The 20,460-nt window shown below is 56.7% G+C and carries 27 protein-coding genes and 1 pseudogene; 16 read left to right on the top strand and 12 right to left on the bottom strand.

The features are described 5' to 3' along the window. Positions 1-55: 55 nt before the first annotated feature. On the bottom strand, positions 56-247 hold the full coding sequence (locus F568_RS0120365; protein ID WP_019020617.1) for a hypothetical protein: 192 nt from the start codon (positions 245-247) through the stop codon (positions 56-58). Positions 248-491: 244 nt separating this feature from the next. Here F568_RS0120365 and F568_RS25485 point away from each other — a divergent pair, with 244 nt between their 5' ends. The 3 genes from F568_RS25485 (at position 492) to F568_RS0120350 (ending at position 4,434) form a co-directional block, all read left to right on the top strand. After that, the gene (locus tag F568_RS25485) at positions 492-950 is read left to right on the top strand and encodes a general glycosylation pathway protein (RefSeq protein WP_189459529.1); all 459 of its coding nucleotides are present in this window, start codon (positions 492-494) and stop codon (positions 948-950) included. Between the two features lie 1,707 nt (positions 951-2,657). Beyond that, entirely contained in the window at positions 2,658-3,074 is a 417-nt protein-coding gene (locus F568_RS0120355; RefSeq protein ID WP_019020615.1) for a ribbon-helix-helix domain-containing protein, read from the top strand. Between the two features lie 22 nt (positions 3,075-3,096). After that, positions 3,097-4,434, top strand: a complete 1,338-nt coding sequence (locus F568_RS0120350; RefSeq protein WP_019020614.1) for an extracellular catalytic domain type 1 short-chain-length polyhydroxyalkanoate depolymerase — start codon at positions 3,097-3,099, stop codon at positions 4,432-4,434. Between the two features lie 423 nt (positions 4,435-4,857). Here the strand turns inward: F568_RS0120350 and F568_RS0120345 are convergent, their stop codons facing one another. The 10 genes and pseudogenes from F568_RS0120345 to F568_RS26510 all read right to left on the bottom strand — a co-directional run. Then, positions 4,858-6,000, bottom strand: coding sequence for a tyrosine-type recombinase/integrase (locus F568_RS0120345; protein WP_026300683.1), 1,143 nt, complete (start codon positions 5,998-6,000; stop codon positions 4,858-4,860). Beyond that, positions 6,000-6,215, bottom strand: a complete 216-nt coding sequence (locus tag F568_RS0120340) for a helix-turn-helix domain-containing protein (RefSeq protein WP_019020612.1) — start codon at positions 6,213-6,215, stop codon at positions 6,000-6,002. The genes F568_RS0120345 and F568_RS0120340 overlap by 1 nt, the downstream gene beginning before the upstream one ends. Positions 6,216-6,221: 6 nt before the next feature. Further along, entirely contained in the window at positions 6,222-6,470 is a 249-nt protein-coding gene (locus F568_RS23440) for a hypothetical protein (RefSeq protein ID WP_019020611.1), read from the bottom strand. A gap of 1,227 nt (positions 6,471-7,697) precedes the next feature. Further along, positions 7,698-8,441 carry a Crp/Fnr family transcriptional regulator gene (locus F568_RS0120325; protein ID WP_019020609.1) on the bottom strand — a complete coding sequence of 248 codons (744 nt, stop codon included), beginning with the start codon at positions 8,439-8,441 and terminating at the stop codon, positions 7,698-7,700. 364 nt (positions 8,442-8,805) lie between these two features. Continuing rightward, a complete protein-coding gene (locus F568_RS0120320; RefSeq protein WP_019020608.1) occupies positions 8,806-9,009 on the bottom strand; it encodes a hypothetical protein in 204 nt (67 codons plus the stop codon). After that, positions 9,002-9,157, bottom strand: a complete 156-nt coding sequence (locus F568_RS25080; protein WP_019020607.1) for a hypothetical protein — start codon at positions 9,155-9,157, stop codon at positions 9,002-9,004. The genes F568_RS0120320 and F568_RS25080 overlap by 8 nt, the downstream gene beginning before the upstream one ends. Before the next feature lie 2 nt (positions 9,158-9,159). Further along, complete coding sequence (locus F568_RS0120310) at positions 9,160-9,438, bottom strand: hypothetical protein (RefSeq protein ID WP_019020606.1); 279 nt, start codon at positions 9,436-9,438, stop codon at positions 9,160-9,162. Then, entirely contained in the window at positions 9,435-9,821 is a 387-nt protein-coding gene (locus F568_RS0120305; RefSeq protein WP_019020605.1) for a LuxR C-terminal-related transcriptional regulator, read from the bottom strand. Before F568_RS0120305 ends, F568_RS0120310 begins: the two co-directional genes overlap by 4 nt. A gap of 189 nt (positions 9,822-10,010) precedes the next feature. Next, complete coding sequence (locus F568_RS0120300; protein WP_019020604.1) at positions 10,011-10,481, bottom strand: LexA family protein; 471 nt, start codon at positions 10,479-10,481, stop codon at positions 10,011-10,013. Positions 10,482-10,526: 45 nt separating this feature from the next. Further along, positions 10,527-10,718: pseudogene (locus F568_RS26510) on the bottom strand (helix-turn-helix domain-containing protein); the annotation flags it as partial. Between the two features lie 417 nt (positions 10,719-11,135). Between F568_RS26510 and F568_RS0120290 the strand changes: the two are divergent. The 7 genes from F568_RS0120290 to F568_RS0120260 all read left to right on the top strand — a co-directional run bounded on the left by F568_RS0120290 (position 11,136) and on the right by F568_RS0120260 (position 14,489). Further along, complete coding sequence (locus F568_RS0120290; RefSeq protein WP_019020602.1) at positions 11,136-11,429, top strand: hypothetical protein; 294 nt, start codon at positions 11,136-11,138, stop codon at positions 11,427-11,429. A gap of 73 nt (positions 11,430-11,502) precedes the next feature. After that, entirely contained in the window at positions 11,503-12,510 is a 1,008-nt protein-coding gene (locus F568_RS24070) for a DnaT-like ssDNA-binding domain-containing protein (protein ID WP_019020601.1), read from the top strand. Then, a complete protein-coding gene (locus F568_RS0120280) occupies positions 12,464-13,186 on the top strand; it encodes a hypothetical protein (RefSeq protein WP_019020600.1) in 723 nt (240 codons plus the stop codon). The genes F568_RS24070 and F568_RS0120280 overlap by 47 nt, the downstream gene beginning before the upstream one ends. 2 nt (positions 13,187-13,188) lie before the next feature. Then, positions 13,189-13,347 (top strand): hypothetical protein, encoded by a 159-nt coding sequence (locus F568_RS25075; protein ID WP_019020599.1) that lies wholly within the window; start codon positions 13,189-13,191, stop codon positions 13,345-13,347. Then, positions 13,344-13,607, top strand: a complete 264-nt coding sequence (locus F568_RS0120270) for a hypothetical protein (RefSeq protein ID WP_019020598.1) — start codon at positions 13,344-13,346, stop codon at positions 13,605-13,607. The genes F568_RS25075 and F568_RS0120270 overlap by 4 nt, the downstream gene beginning before the upstream one ends. Then, the gene (locus F568_RS0120265) at positions 13,604-14,206 is read left to right on the top strand and encodes a hypothetical protein (protein ID WP_019020597.1); all 603 of its coding nucleotides are present in this window, start codon (positions 13,604-13,606) and stop codon (positions 14,204-14,206) included. Before F568_RS0120270 ends, F568_RS0120265 begins: the two co-directional genes overlap by 4 nt. Continuing rightward, positions 14,199-14,489 (top strand): hypothetical protein, encoded by a 291-nt coding sequence (locus F568_RS0120260; RefSeq protein ID WP_019020596.1) that lies wholly within the window; start codon positions 14,199-14,201, stop codon positions 14,487-14,489. The genes F568_RS0120265 and F568_RS0120260 overlap by 8 nt, the downstream gene beginning before the upstream one ends. Before the next feature lie 47 nt (positions 14,490-14,536). On the opposite strand, the gene F568_RS24065 is transcribed toward F568_RS0120260, so the two are convergent. Continuing rightward, positions 14,537-14,806 carry a hypothetical protein gene (locus F568_RS24065; RefSeq protein ID WP_019020595.1) on the bottom strand — a complete coding sequence of 90 codons (270 nt, stop codon included), beginning with the start codon at positions 14,804-14,806 and terminating at the stop codon, positions 14,537-14,539. A 314-nt stretch (positions 14,807-15,120) separates the two neighbouring features. Here F568_RS24065 and F568_RS0120250 point away from each other — a divergent pair, with 314 nt between their 5' ends. From F568_RS0120250 to F568_RS0120225, 6 genes are all read left to right on the top strand, one after another. Continuing rightward, positions 15,121-15,534 carry a VRR-NUC domain-containing protein gene (locus F568_RS0120250; protein ID WP_019020593.1) on the top strand — a complete coding sequence of 138 codons (414 nt, stop codon included), beginning with the start codon at positions 15,121-15,123 and terminating at the stop codon, positions 15,532-15,534. A gap of 296 nt (positions 15,535-15,830) precedes the next feature. Continuing rightward, a complete protein-coding gene (locus F568_RS0120245; RefSeq protein ID WP_019020592.1) occupies positions 15,831-16,544 on the top strand; it encodes a hypothetical protein in 714 nt (237 codons plus the stop codon). 597 nt (positions 16,545-17,141) lie between these two features. Beyond that, positions 17,142-17,711: a retropepsin-like aspartic peptidase RloA3 gene (gene rloA3 / locus F568_RS0120240; protein WP_019020591.1), complete on the top strand. Its 570-nt coding sequence runs from the start codon at positions 17,142-17,144 to the stop codon at positions 17,709-17,711. Between the two features lie 311 nt (positions 17,712-18,022). Further along, complete coding sequence (locus F568_RS0120235; protein ID WP_019020590.1) at positions 18,023-18,310, top strand: hypothetical protein; 288 nt, start codon at positions 18,023-18,025, stop codon at positions 18,308-18,310. Then, the gene (locus F568_RS0120230) at positions 18,297-18,842 is read left to right on the top strand and encodes a lysozyme (protein WP_019020589.1); all 546 of its coding nucleotides are present in this window, start codon (positions 18,297-18,299) and stop codon (positions 18,840-18,842) included. The genes F568_RS0120235 and F568_RS0120230 overlap by 14 nt, the downstream gene beginning before the upstream one ends. After that, a complete protein-coding gene (locus tag F568_RS0120225) occupies positions 18,793-19,197 on the top strand; it encodes a hypothetical protein (RefSeq protein ID WP_169338689.1) in 405 nt (134 codons plus the stop codon). Before F568_RS0120230 ends, F568_RS0120225 begins: the two co-directional genes overlap by 50 nt. The last annotated feature ends 1,263 nt before the right edge of the window (positions 19,198-20,460 follow it).

Genomic DNA, 20,460 nt, shown 5'->3' with positions numbered 1-20,460 from the left:
GGCGCACTCGAACGCATCCTGTCACGGGATTCGGTGTTGCTAGTACTATTCTTAACTAATAACTGCAGCCATTAAGATCCGGACCGCCATCGAAGGTGAAATCGCAGCCGTAGTAGAAGGTCATATCCCGATCGAAGCAAGTCTCTGCTTCAGCGATGCGCTTGGCTGCGGTGAATGAAGCTGGCGGAGCAGACAGGGCTGGGACAGCAAATGTAAAGAGCAATGTAGCGACGATTGGCAGGCGCATGGAGTCCCCGCGTGGCAGTAAAAGACAAATTGTATCGGAAAGTGAAGAAACGGGACACGCTGCCGATAGGAGCTGATAGGCCTGCTACGACCCAAAGCGGCCATCTCGACAAAGATAGCAAGTACCCCGGCCCGGTTATGCCTCATGCACTATGATTGGTGTTATACCGTCTAGTTATACTTAACATTACGGCAGGAGACGGAGTAGTATATTTCAAAAAACCAATTGTATGGTTGGAGGAAAGATGAACAAGGCGAGAAATATTTCTAATTTGATTGGGCGTGCTATTTACGGGCTCATCAGCTTGAGCCTGGGTATTATCAGCCTCACGATGATGGGCGTTGCCCTATGGGATATATGGGTTTCGGTACATGAAAGAACCTTGCTTATTGCAGCTCTTCTTAATGCCATCGGCTTGATCGTGATTGGAATGGCTGTCTTTGATGTATCAAAGTTTTTTTTGGAAGAAGAAGTGTTTAGCAGCAGCGCTACAAAGTCGCCCGCAAAACAGAGAGAGGCTTTATTAAAATTTTTTGTCATAATTGCCATTGCCATAAGCCTGGAATCCCTAGTCTTCGTGTTTAAAGCAGGGACAGAAGATATTACCACATTGATCTACCCCACTTTCTTGTTGATTTCAGCTATTCTGGTGGTAGTCGGTCTTGGTGTATACCAAAGGTTGACTCGTGATGATGATAAATAAGTGAAAACGCAAACCGGCTATTCCTCGTTATTGGAGATTTTCCTGATTCAGCGTAAGGCCCACCAAGCGCGCTTGATGTCCCTTACGCTGAACGCTAAAGCGGACTCTGCATAGCCGGCCTCTGACAGGGGAGGAGCTAATCTTTTGTCTTGCTCGCTGCCTTCTAATAATGCTTTTAATGTTACCTATGATAACCCGATTATACCCAATTTTAGCGCTGGCCAGGCTGTCCTTAAAATATCGAGCAGAGTCGTTATGATTACACCCCCCAGTTCGTATGACTAACTGTGTGGTCCCGAGGAGTAATGATCCGGCCTTCATTAATACGGAACGTGGTTATTCCAATGCAGGCCGTATGCTTCGGATAGGCATAACAAAATGCGCAGCGCACGCATACAAACAACATAGCTCAAGGTCGAGTGGTATATAGCATGTCCTTTGATGGCTATACTCCGTTATCGATTTTCCACCTTGGGGCCGTTGAGGCCTACGGGGCAAGCATCACTATATAGGTATCGGGATGCATGTGTAATATGTGTAATTCCTGATTTCCCCCTTGGCTAGTTTATATAGAATGACTGTTTTTGAAGAAGACTTGATATGAACTGTACTATGGCCCGAAGGCTGTCTTCAAGCCAGCATAGGATGTCGCTGAGGCGGTATCAGATCAGATCATGCGCCCTCGTCGAACAAGCATTGGTGCTCGACGGCCGCCAAGTAACCCGGTAACGCGGCTTTTCGGACAGTAGCCGGTGAGAAAGTAATCAATTGGGGAAACACGGCTTTTTTTGGGAAGTTAAATAAATTCTGGGCATGCCCCCCTTGTTTATATAGGTGTAGTGCATTTTGCACAATGGTTAAATAGTTATCGTTTGGCATGTCGGGATTGTATTGGCTTAGTTTCGTGCCATCATAGTGCCTTTTTTGAGTTCCGAGAGCTTTGCAATTAAAGAAATTATGTATTTAGGCGAAGATGTAACATATCAATTTCTTTGAGTTTGAAATCAAATTGCTACTATCAGCAGCAATGGGCATCACGATAAGACAGTCATCAAGACGCGGGATCCATGGCAAGGCAAACTGTTTCGGTGAAAGAGAAACGTGCCGCTATATCCAGATCTAACAAGATGTGATCCTCACCTGATCGTGTCTGCATCAATGCAGCCGCCCGAAAACTTGATATTCGTATTCAACAGACTAGGTCAGCAACTTCACGTCGGGAACCTACCCAGATACAGGCCAGCCAGAGCTGGGGAATTACCAACACCGGGCTGTGTAGGCTTAAGAGCGCCTTACGAACTCTTACTCCATAGTGGTTCGCCAACCGATAGCTGAACCAGTTTCCAGCCCACCGATACCACACAGATATCGCTCGAAGTCGGCGACCAGGTGCTACGGCTCACTTTCAAGGGCGGCTCTCAGGATCTGGTCTCGTTCAGCTTGGAACGAGACAAACAGCAAGTCCTCAACGAGGGGGAAACCCTGGTTTGTGGAAGCTAAGGATAGCTTGACCCTTGTTGCGGCGCCGTCCCGAAGGGGCCTCGGAACGGCTTGGCGGTGAAAGTCCTCTCTCCTGTTTGATTGTTCGCGTCTTGACTTTTATCCTGATCGGCTCACTATACCATCCATATGGATGGTAATGAGATGTCTATGGGATGGTGAAGACGACAAGGATGGTTCCCCTATTAGTTCAACGAGGCATAACACATGAGCGTGCATGAGCTGCGCCGCAAGACCGGCGACTCCAGCGAGAAGATCACCATTAACCTGGGGGTCGTCGATCTGGGGCAGATCGATCTGCTGGTCCAGGAAGGGTTCTATTCCAATCGCACTGATCTGATCCGTACGGCCATCCGCAACCAGCTGGCGACCCACGCCGAGGTGGTCAGGGAGACCGTGACCCGCAAGGCCTTCGTGCTGGGGTTGGAACATTACAGTCGCGAGGATCTAGAAGCACGACAGTCGGCGGGCGAGATGTTGCAGATTCAGGTCTTGGGCATGGCCAGCATTGCCGACGACGTATCACCGGAGCTTGCCCGCGCCACCATCGAGTCGGTGGTCGTGTTGGGCGCCCTGCATGCCAGCGCGGCGGTCAAGGCCGCCCTGGCAGATCGAATCCACTGAATCATAGATAGGGAAATTGACGATGATTGACGCCACCATGACGAAGCGAATGGAAGAAGCGACGCGGCTGACCCGCGCCGGGAAGCTGCACGAGGCCATGGCCGTCCTGCAGGGCGCGACACCCGGGGAGAACCAGGGCACGAGGGGTGAGGAGACGCCGAATAAATCGTACCGCAAAGGCAATATCTTCGAGGGGAGCTGCCAGGTCCTCGGCGAGGAGATGGCGGCGTCCAGGCCAGCATCTGCTGAGGCGGCATCTGACCGGACAGGTGAATCGACAGCGCGAGCGACGCCTTTTTCCACGTTTGACCAGGCCAGACAGCCTTACACCGGGAGTTTCCCGAACGGCGATATTGGGGTGCCTGCAGCATGGCGCGACAAGTGGCTCAGATTTCGAGGCGCCGGAGCGCAGTCCGAGCATGCTCGGGGCACCACCGAGGAGCTACTGCCCGGCACATTCACGGCCGGTCGCTTTACCAACCGGATCGGCACGCGCGATTACAAGCTGTACATCCCCAGCGGCCATCACGGTCAGGCACTGCCGCTGGTGGTCATGCTGCATGGCTGCACGCAGAATCCTGATGACTTCGCTGCCGGAACCAACATGAACCGACTGGCCGAAGAGCAGCTGTGTTGCGTGCTCTATCCGGCCCAGCCGATGACCGCCAACAGCTCGAAGTGCTGGAACTGGTTCAAGGCCGAAGACCAGCAGCGTGAGGGTGGTGAGCCAGCGATCCTTGCCGGCATGACCCGTCAGATCATCGACACGCACGGGCTCGATGCGGGTCGGGTCTATGTCGCCGGGCTCTCGGCAGGTGGGGCCATGGCGACGACCCTGGCAATGACCTATCCGGATCTGTTTGCGGCGGTGGGCGTGCACTCCGGGCTGCCCCACGGCGTGGCCCAGAGCCTCCCCGATGCCCTGGGGGCGATGCAGGGCGGCACGGGTCCCCTGGGAGGCGGTGCTGCAGCGCGAGAATCCGGGTGGGTGTCGGAGGTGCCCGCCATCATCTTTCATGGCGATCGTGACACGACCGTGCACCCCAGCAATGCGGATCGCGTTGCCGCCCAGTACGCCGCCATGCGTAAAAAGGGCGAAACGGCGAGCGAGCAAGAGGGCAACGCCAGGGTCACAGTGGAACAGGGGCGGGTAACCAATGGCCATGCCTATACGCGTACCTCGCATCATGATGCCAAGGGCGAGCCGCGTCTGGAGCAGTGGCGGATACACGGTGCGGGCCACGCCTGGGCGGGAGGGAGTGCAAGGGGAAGCTATACCGACCCCAAGGGCCCCGACGCCGCGAAGGAAATGCTGCGCTTCTTCTATCGGCATCGGCAGGGCGAGCGTGGCGCGAGCTAAGGCATCACGGACTCGCCAACAGCGGGCCCATGGCGACCATCATCGACGAAACCCACTGATATCGAGTAGGGGGCCATGCTTGATATACCGTTATCTTAGGGCTTACAACTTCTTCTAATAAAAATGTTTCGCTTCAGCTTGGATATCAGCTGCGAAGGTCAGAAACCAAGCTCCAAACTGCTGGAACCTATTTGGAACCTGGAATTTCTGTTTGCCGGTGAAACGAAAAAACCGCCACCCGGCATGATCCGGAAGTGGCGGTTTTTCTTGGTAATTCTGGTCGGAGCGACAGGATTCGAACCTGCGACCTCTGCAACCCCATTTTGACGACGTTAGTAGTCTAAGCCTTTGATGCGGTTAGGAAACTAGCCGTTTTGAGGCGAGACAGAAACGGCCATTTCGCTCTATATAAATCAATGAGTTCTAGCTGGGTTTTGGGACAGCTAACAGGGCGCCCATGTTGTACACGTTACCCTTGGCTTGCTGCCAGCGAGTGCCATGCCCATCGAGATAGTGCTGGGTCATCTCTTCATCGGCATGTCCCATCAATACCTGGATGTCACTGACCGGCACACCCTTGAGTTCAAGCAATCGAGAGCCCAGCGACCTGATCTCATGAAAGGTCGGCTGAGCTACAGCGGGCAGGGCGGTAATACTGGCTACCTTTGCGCGTAACTTGGCGAACTCTCGCGAGATCATATCAGGCGTTATGCTGCTCCAATGCTCTCTCTTTTTGGCCTCGGCCGAGATGCGTTTCGGTGAGCGGTGCACGATGAAAGGCGACACTGGTGGCAATCGTCGGCTGCGCTGAATCAGGTCTTCTAGGGCGGGCGTCATGGTAATTGCTACGAAGGCTGTCTTGGATCGTTCGCGCGTTTTCTGGCGCACATAGTGCAGTGCACCTTCATAGATATGATCGTAACGAGCCGCGACCACTTCGGCGCGACCGAACAGGCAAGTCAGGGCCAATTCCATGGCAATCTTGAACCAGTCCGGCGCCATGGCGTGAATGGCCTGGTACTGCTCGACAGTGAGGCGTACACGCTGCTTGGTGTAGGCTTCATCGCTTTTACGTGTCGGGGCGACGGGGTTGTTGTTCATCCAGCCTTTCGTCTGGGCAAAGGTGAATATCTGCGACAGCACTGAACGATACTGGATGTAGGGATCGCCCTTGTAATTCTCGTCTAGGTATTCGGCGCACCACCTGGTGTCGATCTGGTCGAGGCGAGTGTCGCCTCGATCCTTCACTATTCTGCGAGTGCGATAGTGCTTGTTTTGCTTTGAGCTGGCGCTCAGCTTGGGATGGGCGTCGACTCGCTCCTCTAGAAAAACCTTTGCGGCATGCTTCAGCGTGACGCCTTCAGTCCCCATGACCCGGGCGACCAGGTCGGTATCGTGAGCTAAGCGAGCATTCAGCACGCGTGCTGCCGCCTGCGCTTTAGCCTTGTCCGACCCCATGCCATGCCAAGTGCCAGTCGCTGGGTTCCTGTACGTATAGAATCCCCGGCTTTCGTACAGGTTGGGCTCTAGGCTCCGCTTACGGCGAGTCCGCGGGCGTGCTGCCATCAGGATACCCTCATGCTCTTGAGCACATCATCGGCCAGTTCGTTGCCGGTCTGCATGCGCTCAGCATCAAGATCGATATACCAGCTCCCCCCGATCTTCTTGGCAGGGATCACCCCGTCGCGGCACCACCGCCGCACTGTTGTCATACCTGGTGGCGTACCGGCAAAGCGGGCGCGGCGCCATTGATCGGGGTCCATCAATTTACCTGTGGCCATCTTTCTTTAATCTCCAGAATACTTTCCCATGCCGTAGCCCATGGCCTGGTCATGCGCTTTCGCGCGCTGACGCTCGGCGTGAGCTTCGGCCGCTTCTCGGACCCCAGGGGTATGCAGTAGCTGGTAGTAGCGCTGGCGCCATTCGTTGCGCCGGGCACTGATCATCGCGATTAGGTCCTCAAGCGGCAGTGCCTCGCCATCCTTGGTGGCGTAGCCGGTGCCGTGGCAGTGGGAACATGGCCCCGAGTGGAACATGCCTCGATATTCGCCAGATCCATCGCACTGGGGGCATGGTCCATACGGTGGCGGCATCCAAGTAGGCGATTTTGATTTGGCCATGAGTCAGGCAATCACCTCGACAACAGATCAGAGCGTGGCAATCAGGCAGAGCGGGGCGTTGTTACCATCATCACGAACGACAAATGCATGCGTTGGCGCTGCCGGCGTAGTCTCGCCGCCCAGGCCCTCGACCAGACGCTCGATGACGCCACTCAGTGCGCCGGCTAGGGGGACGAAGCCGGTTTCGAGTCACTGGACAGGGGCGTCGAGTCGCTGGGAGGGGCGTCACGGACGCGGTAGAGGTGTAGGTTCTTGAACCACATAGAGGGTCTCCGGGAAAGAGGCCCGACCGGAGCCGGGCAAGGAACGGGAAGAGCTAACTAGCTGAGGTGCGACCAGCGCACCGGTCAGCCTTGGCATGGCTCACCGCTGCGATGAATTAGGAGTCAGTAATGCTTGGTAAGGAAAATCGGTAAGAAGAATTTGCAGAATGCAAAGCGGACTTAGGTTTAATTCCTGCGCCATAAACCAGGTGGTAAGTTACGGGTCTATAACAATGACGAAAGGCAGGAGGCCTAATGTTCAATCGTTCCAGGAGGGTCATTTGCCCTCAGTGTTCCGGCGATAATTTCTGGAAGGGGAACCCAGCCCCAGACGATGTTCTCTCCTGCCGGTACTGTGATTCTCCGATCACTACCTATGACGACTACATAAAGAGCTTTGTCCGTGCTGAAGCGGCACGTGTGCTTGCGCAGTTCATGGAAACGGACTCAGAAGAGAAACTGTCCATAATTAGGGCCGATTTGGCCAGGCCACGGCTTGCTAGGACGCCGAGGCCGCGCTCGCTATTCAGGCACTAACGTACAAAGGTTATTTAAAAAGCCCCGGCATGGCCGGGGGAGGTACGCAGGGAACTGAAGGGTGCTGCATCGCGATGAAAGCAGCGGGCTGGCGCCGAGGCGGCGACACTCCGCTGATCTCGAAAAAGGCCCCGGCAAGGGGAGCCAGGGCAATCGACTATGCGAGAGATGCTCGGGCGAGCGTCGGAAATGGCTAGCCGGCAGTGTCTAGCTTCATCCGGCTCCCATGCCTGACTGTTGCGCGCATTCAGCCATTTCCGATGGCCCGGTTTTCTCAGCCCCGAGCGAGGGCATTATTGATGAGCTGCATGCCGGGGCTCAGATAGCCACGGCATGAAAGGGCTCATGTGGCCACTCCATCCTCCAGTTGAAGGTAGAGCGGATCGAACCCGCCGGCCTGCTTCAGCTTTTCCAAATCAAGGACATGCACTTGCTTTCCCTGGGTCTCAATCAGGCCATCGGCACGCAGGGCCTGGAGTACCCGGTTCATGTGAACTGAGCTGATGCCGGTCGCGTCCGCCAGCTCACTCTGGGTGACCGGCAGATGAAAGGTGTCATTCTCAACCAGCCCCACTGCAGACAGGCGCATCAGGAGTTCGCAGAGAAGATGGGCCAGCCGGGCATAGGCCGCCCGTTGACCGTTGTTGAGCAGCCACTCCCGGTGGATCGAGGCGTGTACCAGCGTCTCACGCCATAAGACGGCAGTAAGGCGAGGATAGCGCTCGTACAGGCGGCGCAGGTCCTCATGCTGGATGAACCCGACCGTGCAGGGGAAGATCGGGGCGAGGCTGATGTCCACGACCTTCAGGTGCAGGCTTTGCAGGTCGGGGATGTCTCCGGGCACATGCAGCGCCAGGATCTGGCGCTGGCCCTCGAGGGTCAGCTTGTAGACATAAGTGAAGCCCTCCAGCACCAGGCAGCACTGAGATGGTTGATCGCCGGCACGCACGATGTCTTGATCTCTCTCGAGGGGCACGACCTGCATGGGTAGGTCATGGAGCGCCTGCTTCTCCTCGTCGGAGAGGGAAAAGATGCTGCTCAGCTTGCGGACCATAAAGGTGCCGGGAGAGGAAGAGTTTGCAGGCATATAATCTAGGCTCCATATCGGTAGCAGGAGTGAAGTCTTGGCCACAATATCACTACTGAATTGACGTACAGTTAGTGTGTCAGACTTGGTTCAGGACTCACACCCCGCTGGACGGGCCCAGCACCTTGCTCACTCAATAGCTAACTACGAGGCATCCGAAAGCCCTCTCCACCTTCATAGCAGTGAAGCTCCAGTGGTCCCGACAGAAACATGAGTGTCGGCTCATGCCAGAGGGCTTACCGATGGCCAGCAGATAACGCGCTGCTGGCGCCGCGGGGGTCCGAATTGTTAAAGAGCTACTGCATCAGGCAGCGCCCGGTAGGCGCTCTCGGATACAGGCCGCCATGCGCTGGTGGCTGCGAGGTCACACGGTGTGGACTTCAATGCCGGGTATCAGTCCGTGGCGCTCGTAACGCCAGCGGCGGTCCTCGTGGCGCTCCGCTCGGCGCTTGGCACGATCGGCAAGGTAGTCGGCTGTCTTGCCCTTCGGGTAAACGGTTTCGGTGTCACCTTCTCCGTCGTAGAAGTAGATACAGCCCCGGCCTACTTCGATCAGCTGCTTAACCATGCTGGCTCTCCTCCATGCGGACTTGCCCACGGTTGACGACTAGTTGCCAGTCGTAGCGCTCAGCGATCTGTCGAACGGCACGCAGGCCGGTCTGGTAGCGCAGCCGCTTCTTGCCGCGTGGGGTCTCGATGACGATTAGTTGCTTCATGCCTAAGCTCCTTCCAGCAGGTCCTTGAGGCGACGCAGTGCAGCGGCCAACTCATCAGTAGCGTCCGGTTCGGGGCGGCCAGCCTTGGGCAAGTAAATCGTTGTGCGCCATAGCGATTTTTCTCCGCCCGCGGGGTAGGCGCGCACGTCGAGCTGCTGGCAATGGCCGTAGTAGTCGACCCAAGCGTCGTAACGACTGGTCTCGCTGACATCGATAGCAAGTTCTTGGATTTTCATGACCAGCGCTTTCTGCGCGCTGGTGACGTAGCGGTGCTGGGTCATGCCATTACCCCGGACTCGGTGCGCACCTGGCGAACGATGCGAACCGGCATACGGGTACGCTGTACCGGCTGGGGCTGGGTACTCTGGAAGAAGGTGCTGATGATCAGGACAAGCAGGAGAGGAGCAATCCAGCCTCGGCATATGGCTTTGGCAACGGCATCGGCGGCGCGATTAGCGTCAAGCCAGAAGTAGAGGCTTTCGGCTGTGCTCTTGATGGTGGTCGTGGAAACGCCGCGCGCTTTGGCGATTTCCTTTTGCGTCATGCCTGCCGCCAGCCCGGCGATCACTTGTGCCTGCTTGGCAGTCGGTAGGCCTTTCCGCTGCGTGCCAATTATGCAACGCCACCCTGCGAAGTCGATCGTCTGTTGTATTGTCTGCTCCATGTTGTACCCCTGCGCTTTGCTAACGAACTTGATTAAATAATACGTATACGTATTAGTTTGTCAATACCATTTCGCATAAGCAAGGGTGTAAAAAAACCGCCTCAGGGGCGGGTTGAGAAGAAGTTGTTGGGCTTGCCTAGTGGGATTCCATGGGGAACTGCATTGCGGCTAGAGAATGGCGGCCTAGGTTCAGTGCGTCCTGGGGCGTAGGCTCATCTTCATCTCGACCGCCACGCCGATCAGACGGCAGTTACCGTTGATGGGGATTAGTGGGTAGCCTGGGTTGAGCGGCTTGAGAAACTTCTGGCCGCCATCGATTACTAGGCGCTTGAACGTGGCTTCATCGCTTCCCTCCAACTGTGCCACGACTAGGCTACCGTTGAGGGCTTCTTCCTCGGGATCGACTAGGATCATCATTCCTTCGGGCACACTCAAGCCGGCCGGCGAAGTCATCGAGTCGCCGCGGACCTCCAACCAGAAGGCATAGCCCTTGGCCTGGTAGTCGGTCGCCACGACTTCCTGCTCGCAGCCCGGCTCGTAGGGATTGACCGCTTCCGTCCACTGTCCGGCCTGAACCCAGTTAATAATGGGATAGACGTACTGCTGACGTGACTGGAGATGAGCTACGGAACTGACGTTGTAATCGGCCTTGGTCTGCATGGGCTCATTTTCTCCAGACGAACCATAGGAGAGAAAACTACTGGAGGTTCCAAGTGCCTTTGCAAGTTTATCCAAGTTCGTATGTCTGGGTGACTTGCTCTCACCTGTCAGGATACGATGAATAGTGGGTTGCGTTACGCCAGACTGACGTGCCAGCTCATTCTCCCCCAAGCCTTTGTCTTGCATCAGCTTTCGTAGGCGATCGCCGACGGACGATTCATCTTTTTCCCTATTCATGTGTCCTTAAGTCCAAGTGCTGACGCATGCATTTTATTCGAAAGCGTATTGTTAACGACATCTTCTTGCCGGCGCCAATACGTTTGTGTATGCTTCGCACTAATACGTTTGTGTATTAAAAGGATACGCATGAAGCATTACACCGCTCGTGAAATGGTCGGTGATCTCATCGCATTTGGCCTGACGCAACAGCAGATAGCCAAGCGAATCAGGGTCTCCCAAGCCACGATCGCACGCGTTCATAAGGGGGCTGATACCCGATACGAATCGGGTACCCGTCTTGCGGCCATACATAGGCAAGCGTGTCCAGAAAAGTACGTCTCTCAACACGATTCACATCCTAAACGAAATGAGTCGGAACAGAACGTCACTTGAAAGAGGTGAGTATTTATACAGGTACGCAACTAGGGGGAGCACATGAGCACACCACACGACATTCCAAACTACCACGAAAATACCAAGACTAAGTTGTTTGCGATTGAAACGCGTCTGGCGCTGGACATCGAAGCCGCCGAGAACCGAGGCGACGAGGCCCGAGCATTGCTTCTAGAGGAGCGTTATTGCCATGCCTTCGTGGCTCGCCTTGATCAAACCGAGCCGACCGACGAAACCTCGGCAAAACGCATGCTCAAGACCCGGGCGGACTACTTGAAGCGCGCCGCTGAATGCCGCCGTGAGCGGCTCGGGCTGTCCGAAGCGGTGCTGGCATGAGTTTGGCCATTCATGTTGCCTTGCCCGCGCTCGGCATTGTCGGGGTGTGGGCCGTGTTATTCGGAGGTGCGACGTGATCACCGCGCAAATGCTACCAGCGCTGCTTGGCAGGCCGGTAGCCTATCAGCCCGTCTTCGCACGGCTGCCAGGCGTAACCGTGACGGCAGCCATCTTCCTCAGCCAGGCGCTGTTCCTGACCAACACGCCGACGGCTCAGCGCCGTGGTGGTTGGTTCTACAAGGATCAGACCGGCCCCGAGGACAGCTGGCAGGCCGAGACCGGCATGACCGCCAAGCAACAGCTCAACGCTCGTAAGCAGCTGGTCGGTCTGGGCGTGCTCGAGGAACAGCGTCGGGGCATGCCAGCCAAGACGTGGTACCGCGTCAACCTGGAAGAGCTGGCGCTACAATTGATCGCTGTGCTGTCGCCCGAAAATGGTGATGCCCAGCCTGCAGGCCCCGAGCTAGACCAGACTCGCCCAAAGGGAGAAACAAGAAACGCCCAAGCGGAGAATCAAGAGACGCCCAAAGGGAGTGTCCAGATTGTCCCAAACGGCGATTTCTCTACAGAGACTACAACAGAGAATCTCTCTCTCAACGCGGGTGCGTCGATCTTCGACCGGGCAGCTCAGCAGGACGACGACGGCCAACCATTGGCCGCCGGTGCCCACCAGTTCGCGATGACCTTGGACTGGCAACCAGATCCCGAGTACTTCGCCGTTGCCTGCCAGCGTGCCGGACTGCCTGCCGACACTGTCCTTGCTCCACACCAGCTGGCCAAGTTCACCGCACACCATGCCGACCAGGGCCGACGCTACGGCGCCATGGCGTGGACTGCCAAACTCGTGGACTGGATCCGCAACGACCTTCGCCACGAAGCCCAGAAGCCTGCCCCTAACGCCGGAGGTGCCAACCATGCAAGCCGCCACTCAAATGCCGGCCAACGCCAGCGGTACTCCAACCTGTCACCCACAGAAGCTCGTCGCCTCGCTCAACAGCAAGGCAGCGGCCAGCCAGGCGGAACGTCAGCAGGGCATGTCTACGACGGCGAATGCGAAGCCGGTTACCCAGGGCACGGTTGATCAGGTGTTCGTGGCGCTGGGCCAGCTGTACGGCACCCACTGGCGTCGCCGCTGCATGGATAGTGGCTGGGGGCAGCAGATCGACGGGCAGTGGGCATGCTTCGATGCCACCGGTGAATGGCACGGCGCCCTGCAGCACCTGAGCGAATCCCATGTGCGGTGTGGCCTGGACGCCTGCAATGAGCGCGCCGAACTGGCCGTGGCCAAGGGCGACACTGCTTGGCCGCCTGAGAGCGCGATGCTGTTCGCCAAGCTGTGCCGCCTGCGCCCTGAGCCCTTGGGGCTACCGAGCCTCGAGGCAGCATGGCGCAATGTCCAAGAACACGCCTTTGCTGGCGCTCTATTCATTCATGAAGGCGTCGCCGCAGCTGCCGGGCATGTCGATCTGCATAACATGCGCAGTGCTACCTACAACCAGCTGGCCGAGCATCGTCGGGTGTTCAAGCACTACTACGCGAGCAGCAATCGCGACTGCGTGGTGGAGCGTGTTGCTCGGGGTGAGACGATGCGCCCCCAAGCCGCGATCGGTCACGACAGCCAGCTCAGCCGTGCCGAGCTAACGGCCCGTGTTAGCGCCGAGCAAGCTGCTCAACGTGTGGCCGAAGCCGGTTTGCCTCATCGAATGAATGCCAGCCAGGGTCTGGCGGCACTGAAAGCAGCAGCGGGGAGGGTGTAACCATGCAGACCATCGCAGTACCCATTGGTAACGAGGTCAGGCACGGCGCTTTCATGGATCATCTGCAAAGCGGGGCACTCGATCGTCAGCAAGGGACAGCATGCCTGACCGAGAAGGGGCTCCTCGAGGCCGAGCGCACCATGCTGGAAGTGAGTGCGTGAAACCGATCGATGAACAAAACGCCGTGCTGCTTATGCTTCGTCGCGCCGGAGGTACGCCAGAGACTATCACCGCCGAACTCCGTGCTGGCGGGGTGGCGATGACACTGCACCAGGTGCGCCAAACGCTGGCCCGTCTCAAGGCTGACGGGCTGGTGAAAGTGGCGGGAGATTCGCAAGTGATGGGCAAGGTGGCGAGCCCGATTCATGTATTAACCGCCGCAGGCCGATCCGAAGCTGAACAGTTACCGGAGGGGGAATGAAAAAACCAACTATTACCGCCTTCCAGGGCAAGGTGTTGTCTGCCCTATATGCCGAAAGCGTGGAGACGCGCCGGGACGTGACGACAGTGATGGTTTGCATCGCAGCCAATGCCGGTACCGAATCAAATCAGCGTAAGGTGATTGCGACACTAGGTGAGCTTCGCGAGCTAGGACTGGTGGTGTCATCTGATGGTGGCTGGGCATGGACTACTACTGTCGACGGTACCCAGGCTGCCCAGAGGATTCAGTCAGGTTCGATCAAATGGTGGCCCGCGAAAGCCGCTGAGCCCAAGAAGAAACATGGCACGCTACTCCCGGTGAAGGATGGTGCGCCTCGTCCAGTGACATGTCCCGATGACGTATTGGCCTCAGCCGATGTCGCGAAACAGGAAGTGCTGCCGCCGGTCGAGAACTTAGGGAGGTTCGAGCGTGTCGCCCCCGATTTTCGAGACGAGCTGCTCAAACGTGCAGCTGTCATGGTTCTTCAGCTGCTGGCGCAGACCAAGGGAAAGTCGCCGTCACCTGAGCGCCTCGAGGAGCTGGCCTGGCTGCAAGACACCGGACGCATGATCGAGCAGGCGGGAGGCGTCCATGTCTGAAGCAGGTAAAGGTGGAGCACAATCCCGCCGGGCCGCACTTCTCGGTACCAATGAACGCTTCCGTCTCTACCTGGACCATCGCTGCCGGCACGGGCATGGCCTGTCTGAAACCCAATTGCCCGATGGTACCCACACCGAGCAGGACGTGGCGGATTTCCTGAGGAAGGCGTGTGGTGTTAAGAGCCGCGCCGAGATCGACTACAACGACCGGGCCCGGGCAATGCTTGACCGGATCGTGGCCGACTATCAGCGCTGGGAGCGTGCGCAGAGGAGAGCGGGATGAGATGTTATGGCAAAGCACCCCTTCAGCTGTCCGGTCTTCTGGTCTGCTTAGTCCAAGCCCTGTTCGGTAGCGTTGAGCCAATTGTCGCAGTGAGCGCCACCACTGGCCCACTCATGAGTCAGCATTGCTACAAAGACGGAGTCAGTTGGTTTCAGCAGGCGCATAAGTTCATTGCTGATCTCACTGGCCTTGGCCTCAGACTGAATCAGCCAAAAGGAGTCCATTACCCGGCAGTGTGGATGCGACTCGAGGCGTTCAAAAAAGTCTTTGTATCCCTGGGGATGGTTCAGCTCATAAGAAACTGTATAGATATTCATAGGGAGGCTCAATCCTGCAGCGAGGATAGGGAAGCAACACGCTACAGAGGGATGCATTGGCCTGCAAAGTCTGGGCTCTCAGAACTTGATAAATGTCACGTAAAAAGCATCAAAGCGTGGTTCTGCACCCTTGCTGCTCGGAAGGGCTCGCTTGAAGGGGAGGCTGTCTGATGGCGAAGGCAAGGCAGGCATGGCGGCAGCGGTCATTGGCTGCGGTTCCGCTAGCTGGCCCTGGGCGAGGCTCGCCTCAATCGTCCTCATCGGCAACTTCTCGACGTCAACCTCGCGTCGATCACGAAGGCTTGGAACAAAAGGTGCTGATTCGTTGGTTGTTCGCCGAACAACAGCGCGGTACCGAAGTCGGCCAAGCCTATGCCCATACCTACCATGTGCCTAACGGCGGCCAGCGCAACAAGAAGACTGCGGCAGATCTCAAGCAGCAGGGCGTAAAGGCGGGCGTATCCGACCTGGTCGTTAAAGTGGCGCGCGGTGGCTGGCATGGCCTGTATCTGGAGTTCAAGGCAACGCCTCCGCACCATGCGGCTACGGCTGTCTCTCAGCGCGAGTGGTTGGCGCTGGCAGAAGAGGAAGGCTACTGCGCGGTGCTAGCGCGCGGGTTGGAAGAAGCCAAGGAGGTGCTTCGTGAGTATATGAGCTGGCCGGCTACCGAAATATTGGGTGACCGGCAGGCGATGGAGAACGGTACGGAGTGGCGCAAGGCCAAATAAAACAGCCCGACCTCCAGGGGAAAAAGGAGGCCGGGCTATGCAGCGTGTAGCTGCAAAAAAGGGCAAGTCGTTCTGGGAATCCTTGGCGTCAATGGCATCCTGCCTTTGGTCGCCTGCCTTCCCAAGATCCGGTCATCCTGACCGCGCTCTTCCTGAACTGGCAGCCCATCCTTGGCCGCTGCTTACCGTACTCAACAGGCTAGAGGCCTGAGCCTTCCTACACAAACGCAGTCATGTTTAGAAAAGTTACACGGCATAACACAGGTTAGAAACGCTTGGGGAATGGGGGGGAGCTGATGCGACACATTGAGGACATGGGGATCGGTGAGCTGCTGGGTATTATTCGCAGGTTGCCGGAAGGGGAGCGCCGGGAGCGTGCGCTGGCTGCCGCGTTGTCCTTATTGGTTGAGATTGAGATTGAGTGGCGCTTGGATCTACGTCACCAGAACGTGGGCTTCCACAACGTAAGCACGATCGGAAACATGGGTGAGGGCCGCGGCGAGATGACCGGTGCCGTGGATCATGTCGGAGAGGCTGCCGAGCGGTACCGGTACGAGTGCCGCTGGCGCTCCATGGCCAAGGCCTTGCTGAGGCACGTGAACGAACGGCAGCGGATGGCGCTATTGTTGACTGGGTACGCCATACCTGAGCAGCGCAATGCCAGCCAGGCCATTAGTGGAATCGAGCGTCACAAGGCGGTGCTGGCAGGTGATCGGGGGCTGACCCTGACGGAGGTATGCGATTCTCAGCTGGTGATCTTGAAGCGGCTAGGCTGGTCGGCCATGGCCGGCTACGGTGTAGGCGAGTGGCCGGCGGTCAATCTGCAGAGCTGGGGCCTGGCGCCTGGGCGCTTCGATGCCCGGGCTCAGCGTGAACTGATGCGCGACTTGAGGCAGTCGGGCAAGCAGGCTCCGTTCAAAACGGTGGAGTCGTTGAGAAACACAGGAAAAAGAGGTAGGGCTCGTTTGCAAGGGCTTGTGCTGCAACAAGCCGAGTGCGCGCTCGCATGAAGGTAAAACGGATAACCACGAGAGTGGTTATCCGAACAGACTCAGATTTCAAATACTTTGGTGTTCGGTAAGACGTACGAAGGGGCACGCTCCCTTGGCGACGAGAATAGTGAGTCAGGCTTGTCATTGGAGGTTCGCCTAATGTCCGATGTGCCTGGCTTCTGCATTCTCTCTACTGCTTGGATTGCAATCACTTCTGGTTCGCCCAGCTCCTGCGTGGATAGATAAGCGAGTGCCAAGGAGAGGCAGCCCAGAGTCAGTGCGGATAAAAGGAGCCTATCCATTTCTCCCCCTGTTGATAGCGATAGAAAAGGTAGGCTACACGAGAGGCTGGAGAGGATGAAGCCTTAAACTGGCCTTTCTGTTAACCACTCGTTTCATGCAGCTATGCCTATCGAGAGAGGCGAGGCGGAAGTGCCAGAACGAGGAAGGAACACACAGCCGAGCAAGGGAACCGCCTCGCCTCTATAATAAGGTAGAGCAATATGAGAGTTATTGCATACTGTGGTTTGGCTCGCTTTTTTACTAGCCAATCTTGAGACACGGAACGCTGAGATAGCCTACTAGGTGGCTGTGGCCATTTGCGATAAGGACGTTATGTATAAGGAAATGCAAAAAGCTCTGGTTTTTTCCATCGTTAGCGTATTGCTAGTTAGTCCTATTGCCCAGGCAGATGAGAATGCTCAATCTTTAGGGTGGGTTGAGAAGGCAAGCATCGTACCATGGGGGGCTGTAGTAAAAGCCAAGCTGGATACTGGTGCACTGACCTCGTCTCTGCAAGCTGAAAATATTGATGCTTTTGAGAAAAATCACGAGGAGTGGGTTCGGTTCACAGTAGAGGTCGAAGATGAAGCCAGCAACGAAGTGGTAGAGCGACGCTTTGAAAAACCCTTATTCCGCGATCTAACTGTACGCGGCGCAGGTGGCAAGGAAGAACGCGCCGTCGTACTCATGAATATTTGCATAGGTGAAGAGATATACGAGGAGCAGTTCAGTCTGGAGGATCGTGATGACATGATTTACCCAGTGCTGTTAGGCCGCCGTACGATCCAGAGTCTGGGGCCTGTCGACGTCACTAAGACGTTTACTCGTGATCCAGGCTGCAATGAAGACTCTCCTGTACAGAAACACATCGACAAGGAATATGACGAAGATATAGGTGACTAGTCTATGTCTCGCTTAACCTTGGCCTTGAGGTTGATTCGAGAAATTCTTGCTGGGGTACAGTATAAGGTGCCTTGCGTTCGGTGCTGGTACTATATGTTGTAATTCCGACCGGTTGGTGATACCTTTCAGCTAAGCTTGTCATTTTTGCGCCTCGGCTACCTACCCGGTAGCCGAGGCGCTTCTGTTATGTCCCCGGTTGCGACCTCAGCGCTCCCTTTCACCCGGCTGGACGCCATCCTTTCCTTTTCCCCATTGTCGTTTCATCGCGCACCGCCGCGAGGCGTAACCGTGCCAGAAGTTCAGGACTGTCTATGAAACTCGATACCGGCCGATTGATCGCCTATGGCGGCGGTTCTGGCGTGTCCGCCACAAGTCTCGCAGCGAAAGCGCAGACAGCCAGCTTCGCTATTACTCCCGAGCCCAGCGGGCTGGTATCTCTCCTCAATGTGCCGTTAGTGACGTTCGGTGGGGTCCAGGTGCTGATGGCTGACCTGGTAAGCGTTGGTGGCTTGGCCGCTGTGTTCCTGCGGCTGTCTTTCGACGTTTGGCGCCACTTCGACCAGCGGCGGCGCCAGGGTGATAAAGATGCGCCTGAATAAACGATTGGCTGCCGCGGCCGGCGGCGGAGTACTGGCTCTCGCTTCGATCGTAGTGAGCAACTTCGAAGGAACCGAGCTGCAGAGCTACCGCGACGCGGTCGGCATCTGGACGGTCTGTACCGGGCACACGGCAACCGCTCAGTCTGGCCAAGTGAAGTCACCCCAGGAATGCGCGGCGTTGTTGCGTTCCGACCTTGGCGCGGCCCTTGAGGCGGTAGATGAGCAGGTAACCGTACCGATCGCTGTCGAGACGCGGGCCGCGCTGGTGTCGTTCGTGTTCAACGTCGGTGCCGGTGCGCTGAAGAACTCGACTCTGCTTCGAAAGGTCAACGCTGGCGACATCGAGGGGGCCTGCAACGAGCTGCCTCGCTGGGTGTATGCCAGTGGCGAGCGTTTACGTGGCCTGGTGAGACGCCGGGCCGCCGAGCGGGAACTGTGCCTGAAGGGGGTGCGCAATGCTGATACGCCTGGCGCCGTGGCTCGTGACGATCATAGCGGTCGTTTTCGCTGGTTTGACCTGGCGACTGGCTGATCTCCGAGCCGAAGCGCTGATTCTTGAGCGGGACCAGGCCCTAGAGGCTGCAGCGGTGACTCAGGACGCGCTGGCCTGGCAGAAAGCGCAGACCGAGGCAATCAGCCAAGCGTTGAGCCGCCGCGATGTTCGCTTGGAAGCGATCGCACAAAGCATGGCGGACAAGCGCCAGTTACTCGACACCCTGGAGCGTAACGATGCGGAGACGCGTGATTGGGCTGATCAGCCTCTTCCTGATGGCGTTACTGGTTGGGTGCGCCAACTCAGTGACGAAGCCGACGCCAGTGCTGCAGCTGTGCACGGTGCCGCCGCACCTGGTGAAGCCGTTGCCGGCTCCGAGTCTGAGCAACAATAGTAATGTCGGCTTGCTGGATTTGCTGGCCGCATACGAACAGCAGCGTCGGCGGTTCAACGTCGATCGGGCTAGCATTGTCGAGATTCTGGCCCATGATGTCAGCGGGGAAGAGTGAGGCCTGAGCTCTGTGCCGGTCTCATGAGTCTAACGTGACATCCATATGCCAAGCCCCGCCATCCGATTGAGCTTTTGTGTTAGGCACAAAAAAGCCCGAGCTTCACAGCTGGGGCCGTTCTTCTACACGCTGAGCTTGCCGCAAGCATTGACTTTCTCCGTCCCTGGAGACTGCCTGGCCATGAGGAGTCTGGCTACCAATGCCTCAACGACACTAGGCAACGTAGTAGACAGTCCTTCGTGCCATCAAGTTTTGATTGTTCTTTTCCTGTAAGCCTGCCATACGCCGGCTGCCGTGAGGTAGTAAAGCGGTCTGTTCAAAGCCCTGCCATCGATGGGACTTTTGCGTTAGGCATAAAAAAAGCCCGAGCTTCACAGCTGGGGCCGTTCTTACACGCATTTCGCCTCTCTTAAGCATTGGCATTCTCCAGCTTTGGAGCAACACTTGGCCACGAGGACTTTAGCTGCCAATGCCTGAACCACATTAGGCAACGTAGTAGACGATCTCTCGAGCTTGCAAGGTGTGTCTAGGCTCATTCATATAAGCAAAAAAACCCCGCTCGTAAGCGGGAAGTGTGGAAAGCCCTGAACACGTAAGCTTTTTTTGTTACAGCCTACTGTCAGCAGATCCCATGGGTGATAGTGGTTTCAGCGGAATCAGTAGGCTCATATTTACTCTAGATCACAAAATGTTACTTTCAAGAAAATTTTCCTTGCCACCTCCCGTACCTACACCCGGCTTAGTGAGGTGACGCCGGCCTTTGAGCAGGACCTCGCTATGCCTGCCCATGCTCCAACCATAGCCCAGCGAATAACCGGTCTATTACTGCCTTGGCTGTTGCTGTCAGTATGGGGCATTGGCCGCTGGGCTCTAGGTGGAGGGTGAACCACTTTGTAGCCAATGTTGAGTGTCGCCGGCTACTCAGAAGGCCAGTAAGCCTTCCTCCAAGCCTGCCGATTCAACTCATTGGCCTTGGTTTCTGCTTCTAGGTAGGTCTTAAAGCTCTCGCTCAAAAGACGACAATTATCGTCCTCTGGATCACACATCAAAATGCCCCATCGATGCATGCTCGGGGCAGTCCGGTTGGCGAGGGCTGTCGGATGGTAGGTGATATTCAAGCGGCTTCCTTCAAGGTGAGGAAGCAGGGT

It is taken from the genome of Modicisalibacter luteus DSM 23508, from assembly GCF_000378505.1.
GTDB lineage: Bacteria > Pseudomonadota > Gammaproteobacteria > Pseudomonadales > Halomonadaceae > Modicisalibacter > Modicisalibacter luteus.
The sequence above is the reverse complement of the archived record's forward strand: the minus strand, read 5'-3'. Positions and strand labels throughout refer to the sequence as shown.

Bases quoted from the DNA above. Each gene is read 5' to 3' on its own strand.
- F568_RS0120365 (WP_019020617.1), bottom strand. From the start codon at position 247: ATGCGCCTGCCAATCGTCGCTACATTGCTCTTTACATTTGCTGTCCCA.
- F568_RS25485 (WP_189459529.1), top strand. From the start codon at position 492: ATGAACAAGGCGAGAAATATTTCTAATTTGATTGGGCGTGCTATTTAC.
- F568_RS0120355 (WP_019020615.1), top strand. From the start codon at position 2,658: ATGAGCGTGCATGAGCTGCGCCGCAAGACCGGCGACTCCAGCGAGAAG.
- F568_RS0120350 (WP_019020614.1), top strand. From the start codon at position 3,097: ATGATTGACGCCACCATGACGAAGCGAATGGAAGAAGCGACGCGGCTG.
- F568_RS0120345 (WP_026300683.1), bottom strand. From the start codon at position 6,000: ATGGCAGCACGCCCGCGGACTCGCCGTAAGCGGAGCCTAGAGCCCAAC.
- F568_RS0120340 (WP_019020612.1), bottom strand. From the start codon at position 6,215: ATGGCCACAGGTAAATTGATGGACCCCGATCAATGGCGCCGCGCCCGC.
- F568_RS23440 (WP_019020611.1), bottom strand. From the start codon at position 6,470: ATGTTCCACTCGGGGCCATGTTCCCACTGCCACGGCACCGGCTACGCC.
- F568_RS0120325 (WP_019020609.1), bottom strand. From the start codon at position 8,441: ATGCCTGCAAACTCTTCCTCTCCCGGCACCTTTATGGTCCGCAAGCTG.
- F568_RS0120320 (WP_019020608.1), bottom strand. From the start codon at position 9,009: ATGGTTAAGCAGCTGATCGAAGTAGGCCGGGGCTGTATCTACTTCTAC.
- F568_RS25080 (WP_019020607.1), bottom strand. From the start codon at position 9,157: ATGAAGCAACTAATCGTCATCGAGACCCCACGCGGCAAGAAGCGGCTG.
- F568_RS0120310 (WP_019020606.1), bottom strand. From the start codon at position 9,438: ATGACCCAGCACCGCTACGTCACCAGCGCGCAGAAAGCGCTGGTCATG.
- F568_RS0120305 (WP_019020605.1), bottom strand. From the start codon at position 9,821: ATGGAGCAGACAATACAACAGACGATCGACTTCGCAGGGTGGCGTTGC.
- F568_RS0120300 (WP_019020604.1), bottom strand. From the start codon at position 10,481: ATGCAGACCAAGGCCGATTACAACGTCAGTTCCGTAGCTCATCTCCAG.
- F568_RS0120290 (WP_019020602.1), top strand. From the start codon at position 11,136: ATGAGCACACCACACGACATTCCAAACTACCACGAAAATACCAAGACT.
- F568_RS0120280 (WP_019020600.1), top strand. From the start codon at position 12,464: ATGTCTACGACGGCGAATGCGAAGCCGGTTACCCAGGGCACGGTTGAT.
- F568_RS25075 (WP_019020599.1), top strand. From the start codon at position 13,189: ATGCAGACCATCGCAGTACCCATTGGTAACGAGGTCAGGCACGGCGCT.
- F568_RS0120265 (WP_019020597.1), top strand. From the start codon at position 13,604: ATGAAAAAACCAACTATTACCGCCTTCCAGGGCAAGGTGTTGTCTGCC.
- F568_RS0120260 (WP_019020596.1), top strand. From the start codon at position 14,199: ATGTCTGAAGCAGGTAAAGGTGGAGCACAATCCCGCCGGGCCGCACTT.
- F568_RS24065 (WP_019020595.1), bottom strand. From the start codon at position 14,806: ATGAATATCTATACAGTTTCTTATGAGCTGAACCATCCCCAGGGATAC.
- F568_RS0120245 (WP_019020592.1), top strand. From the start codon at position 15,831: ATGCGACACATTGAGGACATGGGGATCGGTGAGCTGCTGGGTATTATT.
- rloA3 (WP_019020591.1), top strand. From the start codon at position 17,142: ATGTATAAGGAAATGCAAAAAGCTCTGGTTTTTTCCATCGTTAGCGTA.
- F568_RS0120235 (WP_019020590.1), top strand. From the start codon at position 18,023: ATGAAACTCGATACCGGCCGATTGATCGCCTATGGCGGCGGTTCTGGC.
- F568_RS0120230 (WP_019020589.1), top strand. From the start codon at position 18,297: ATGCGCCTGAATAAACGATTGGCTGCCGCGGCCGGCGGCGGAGTACTG.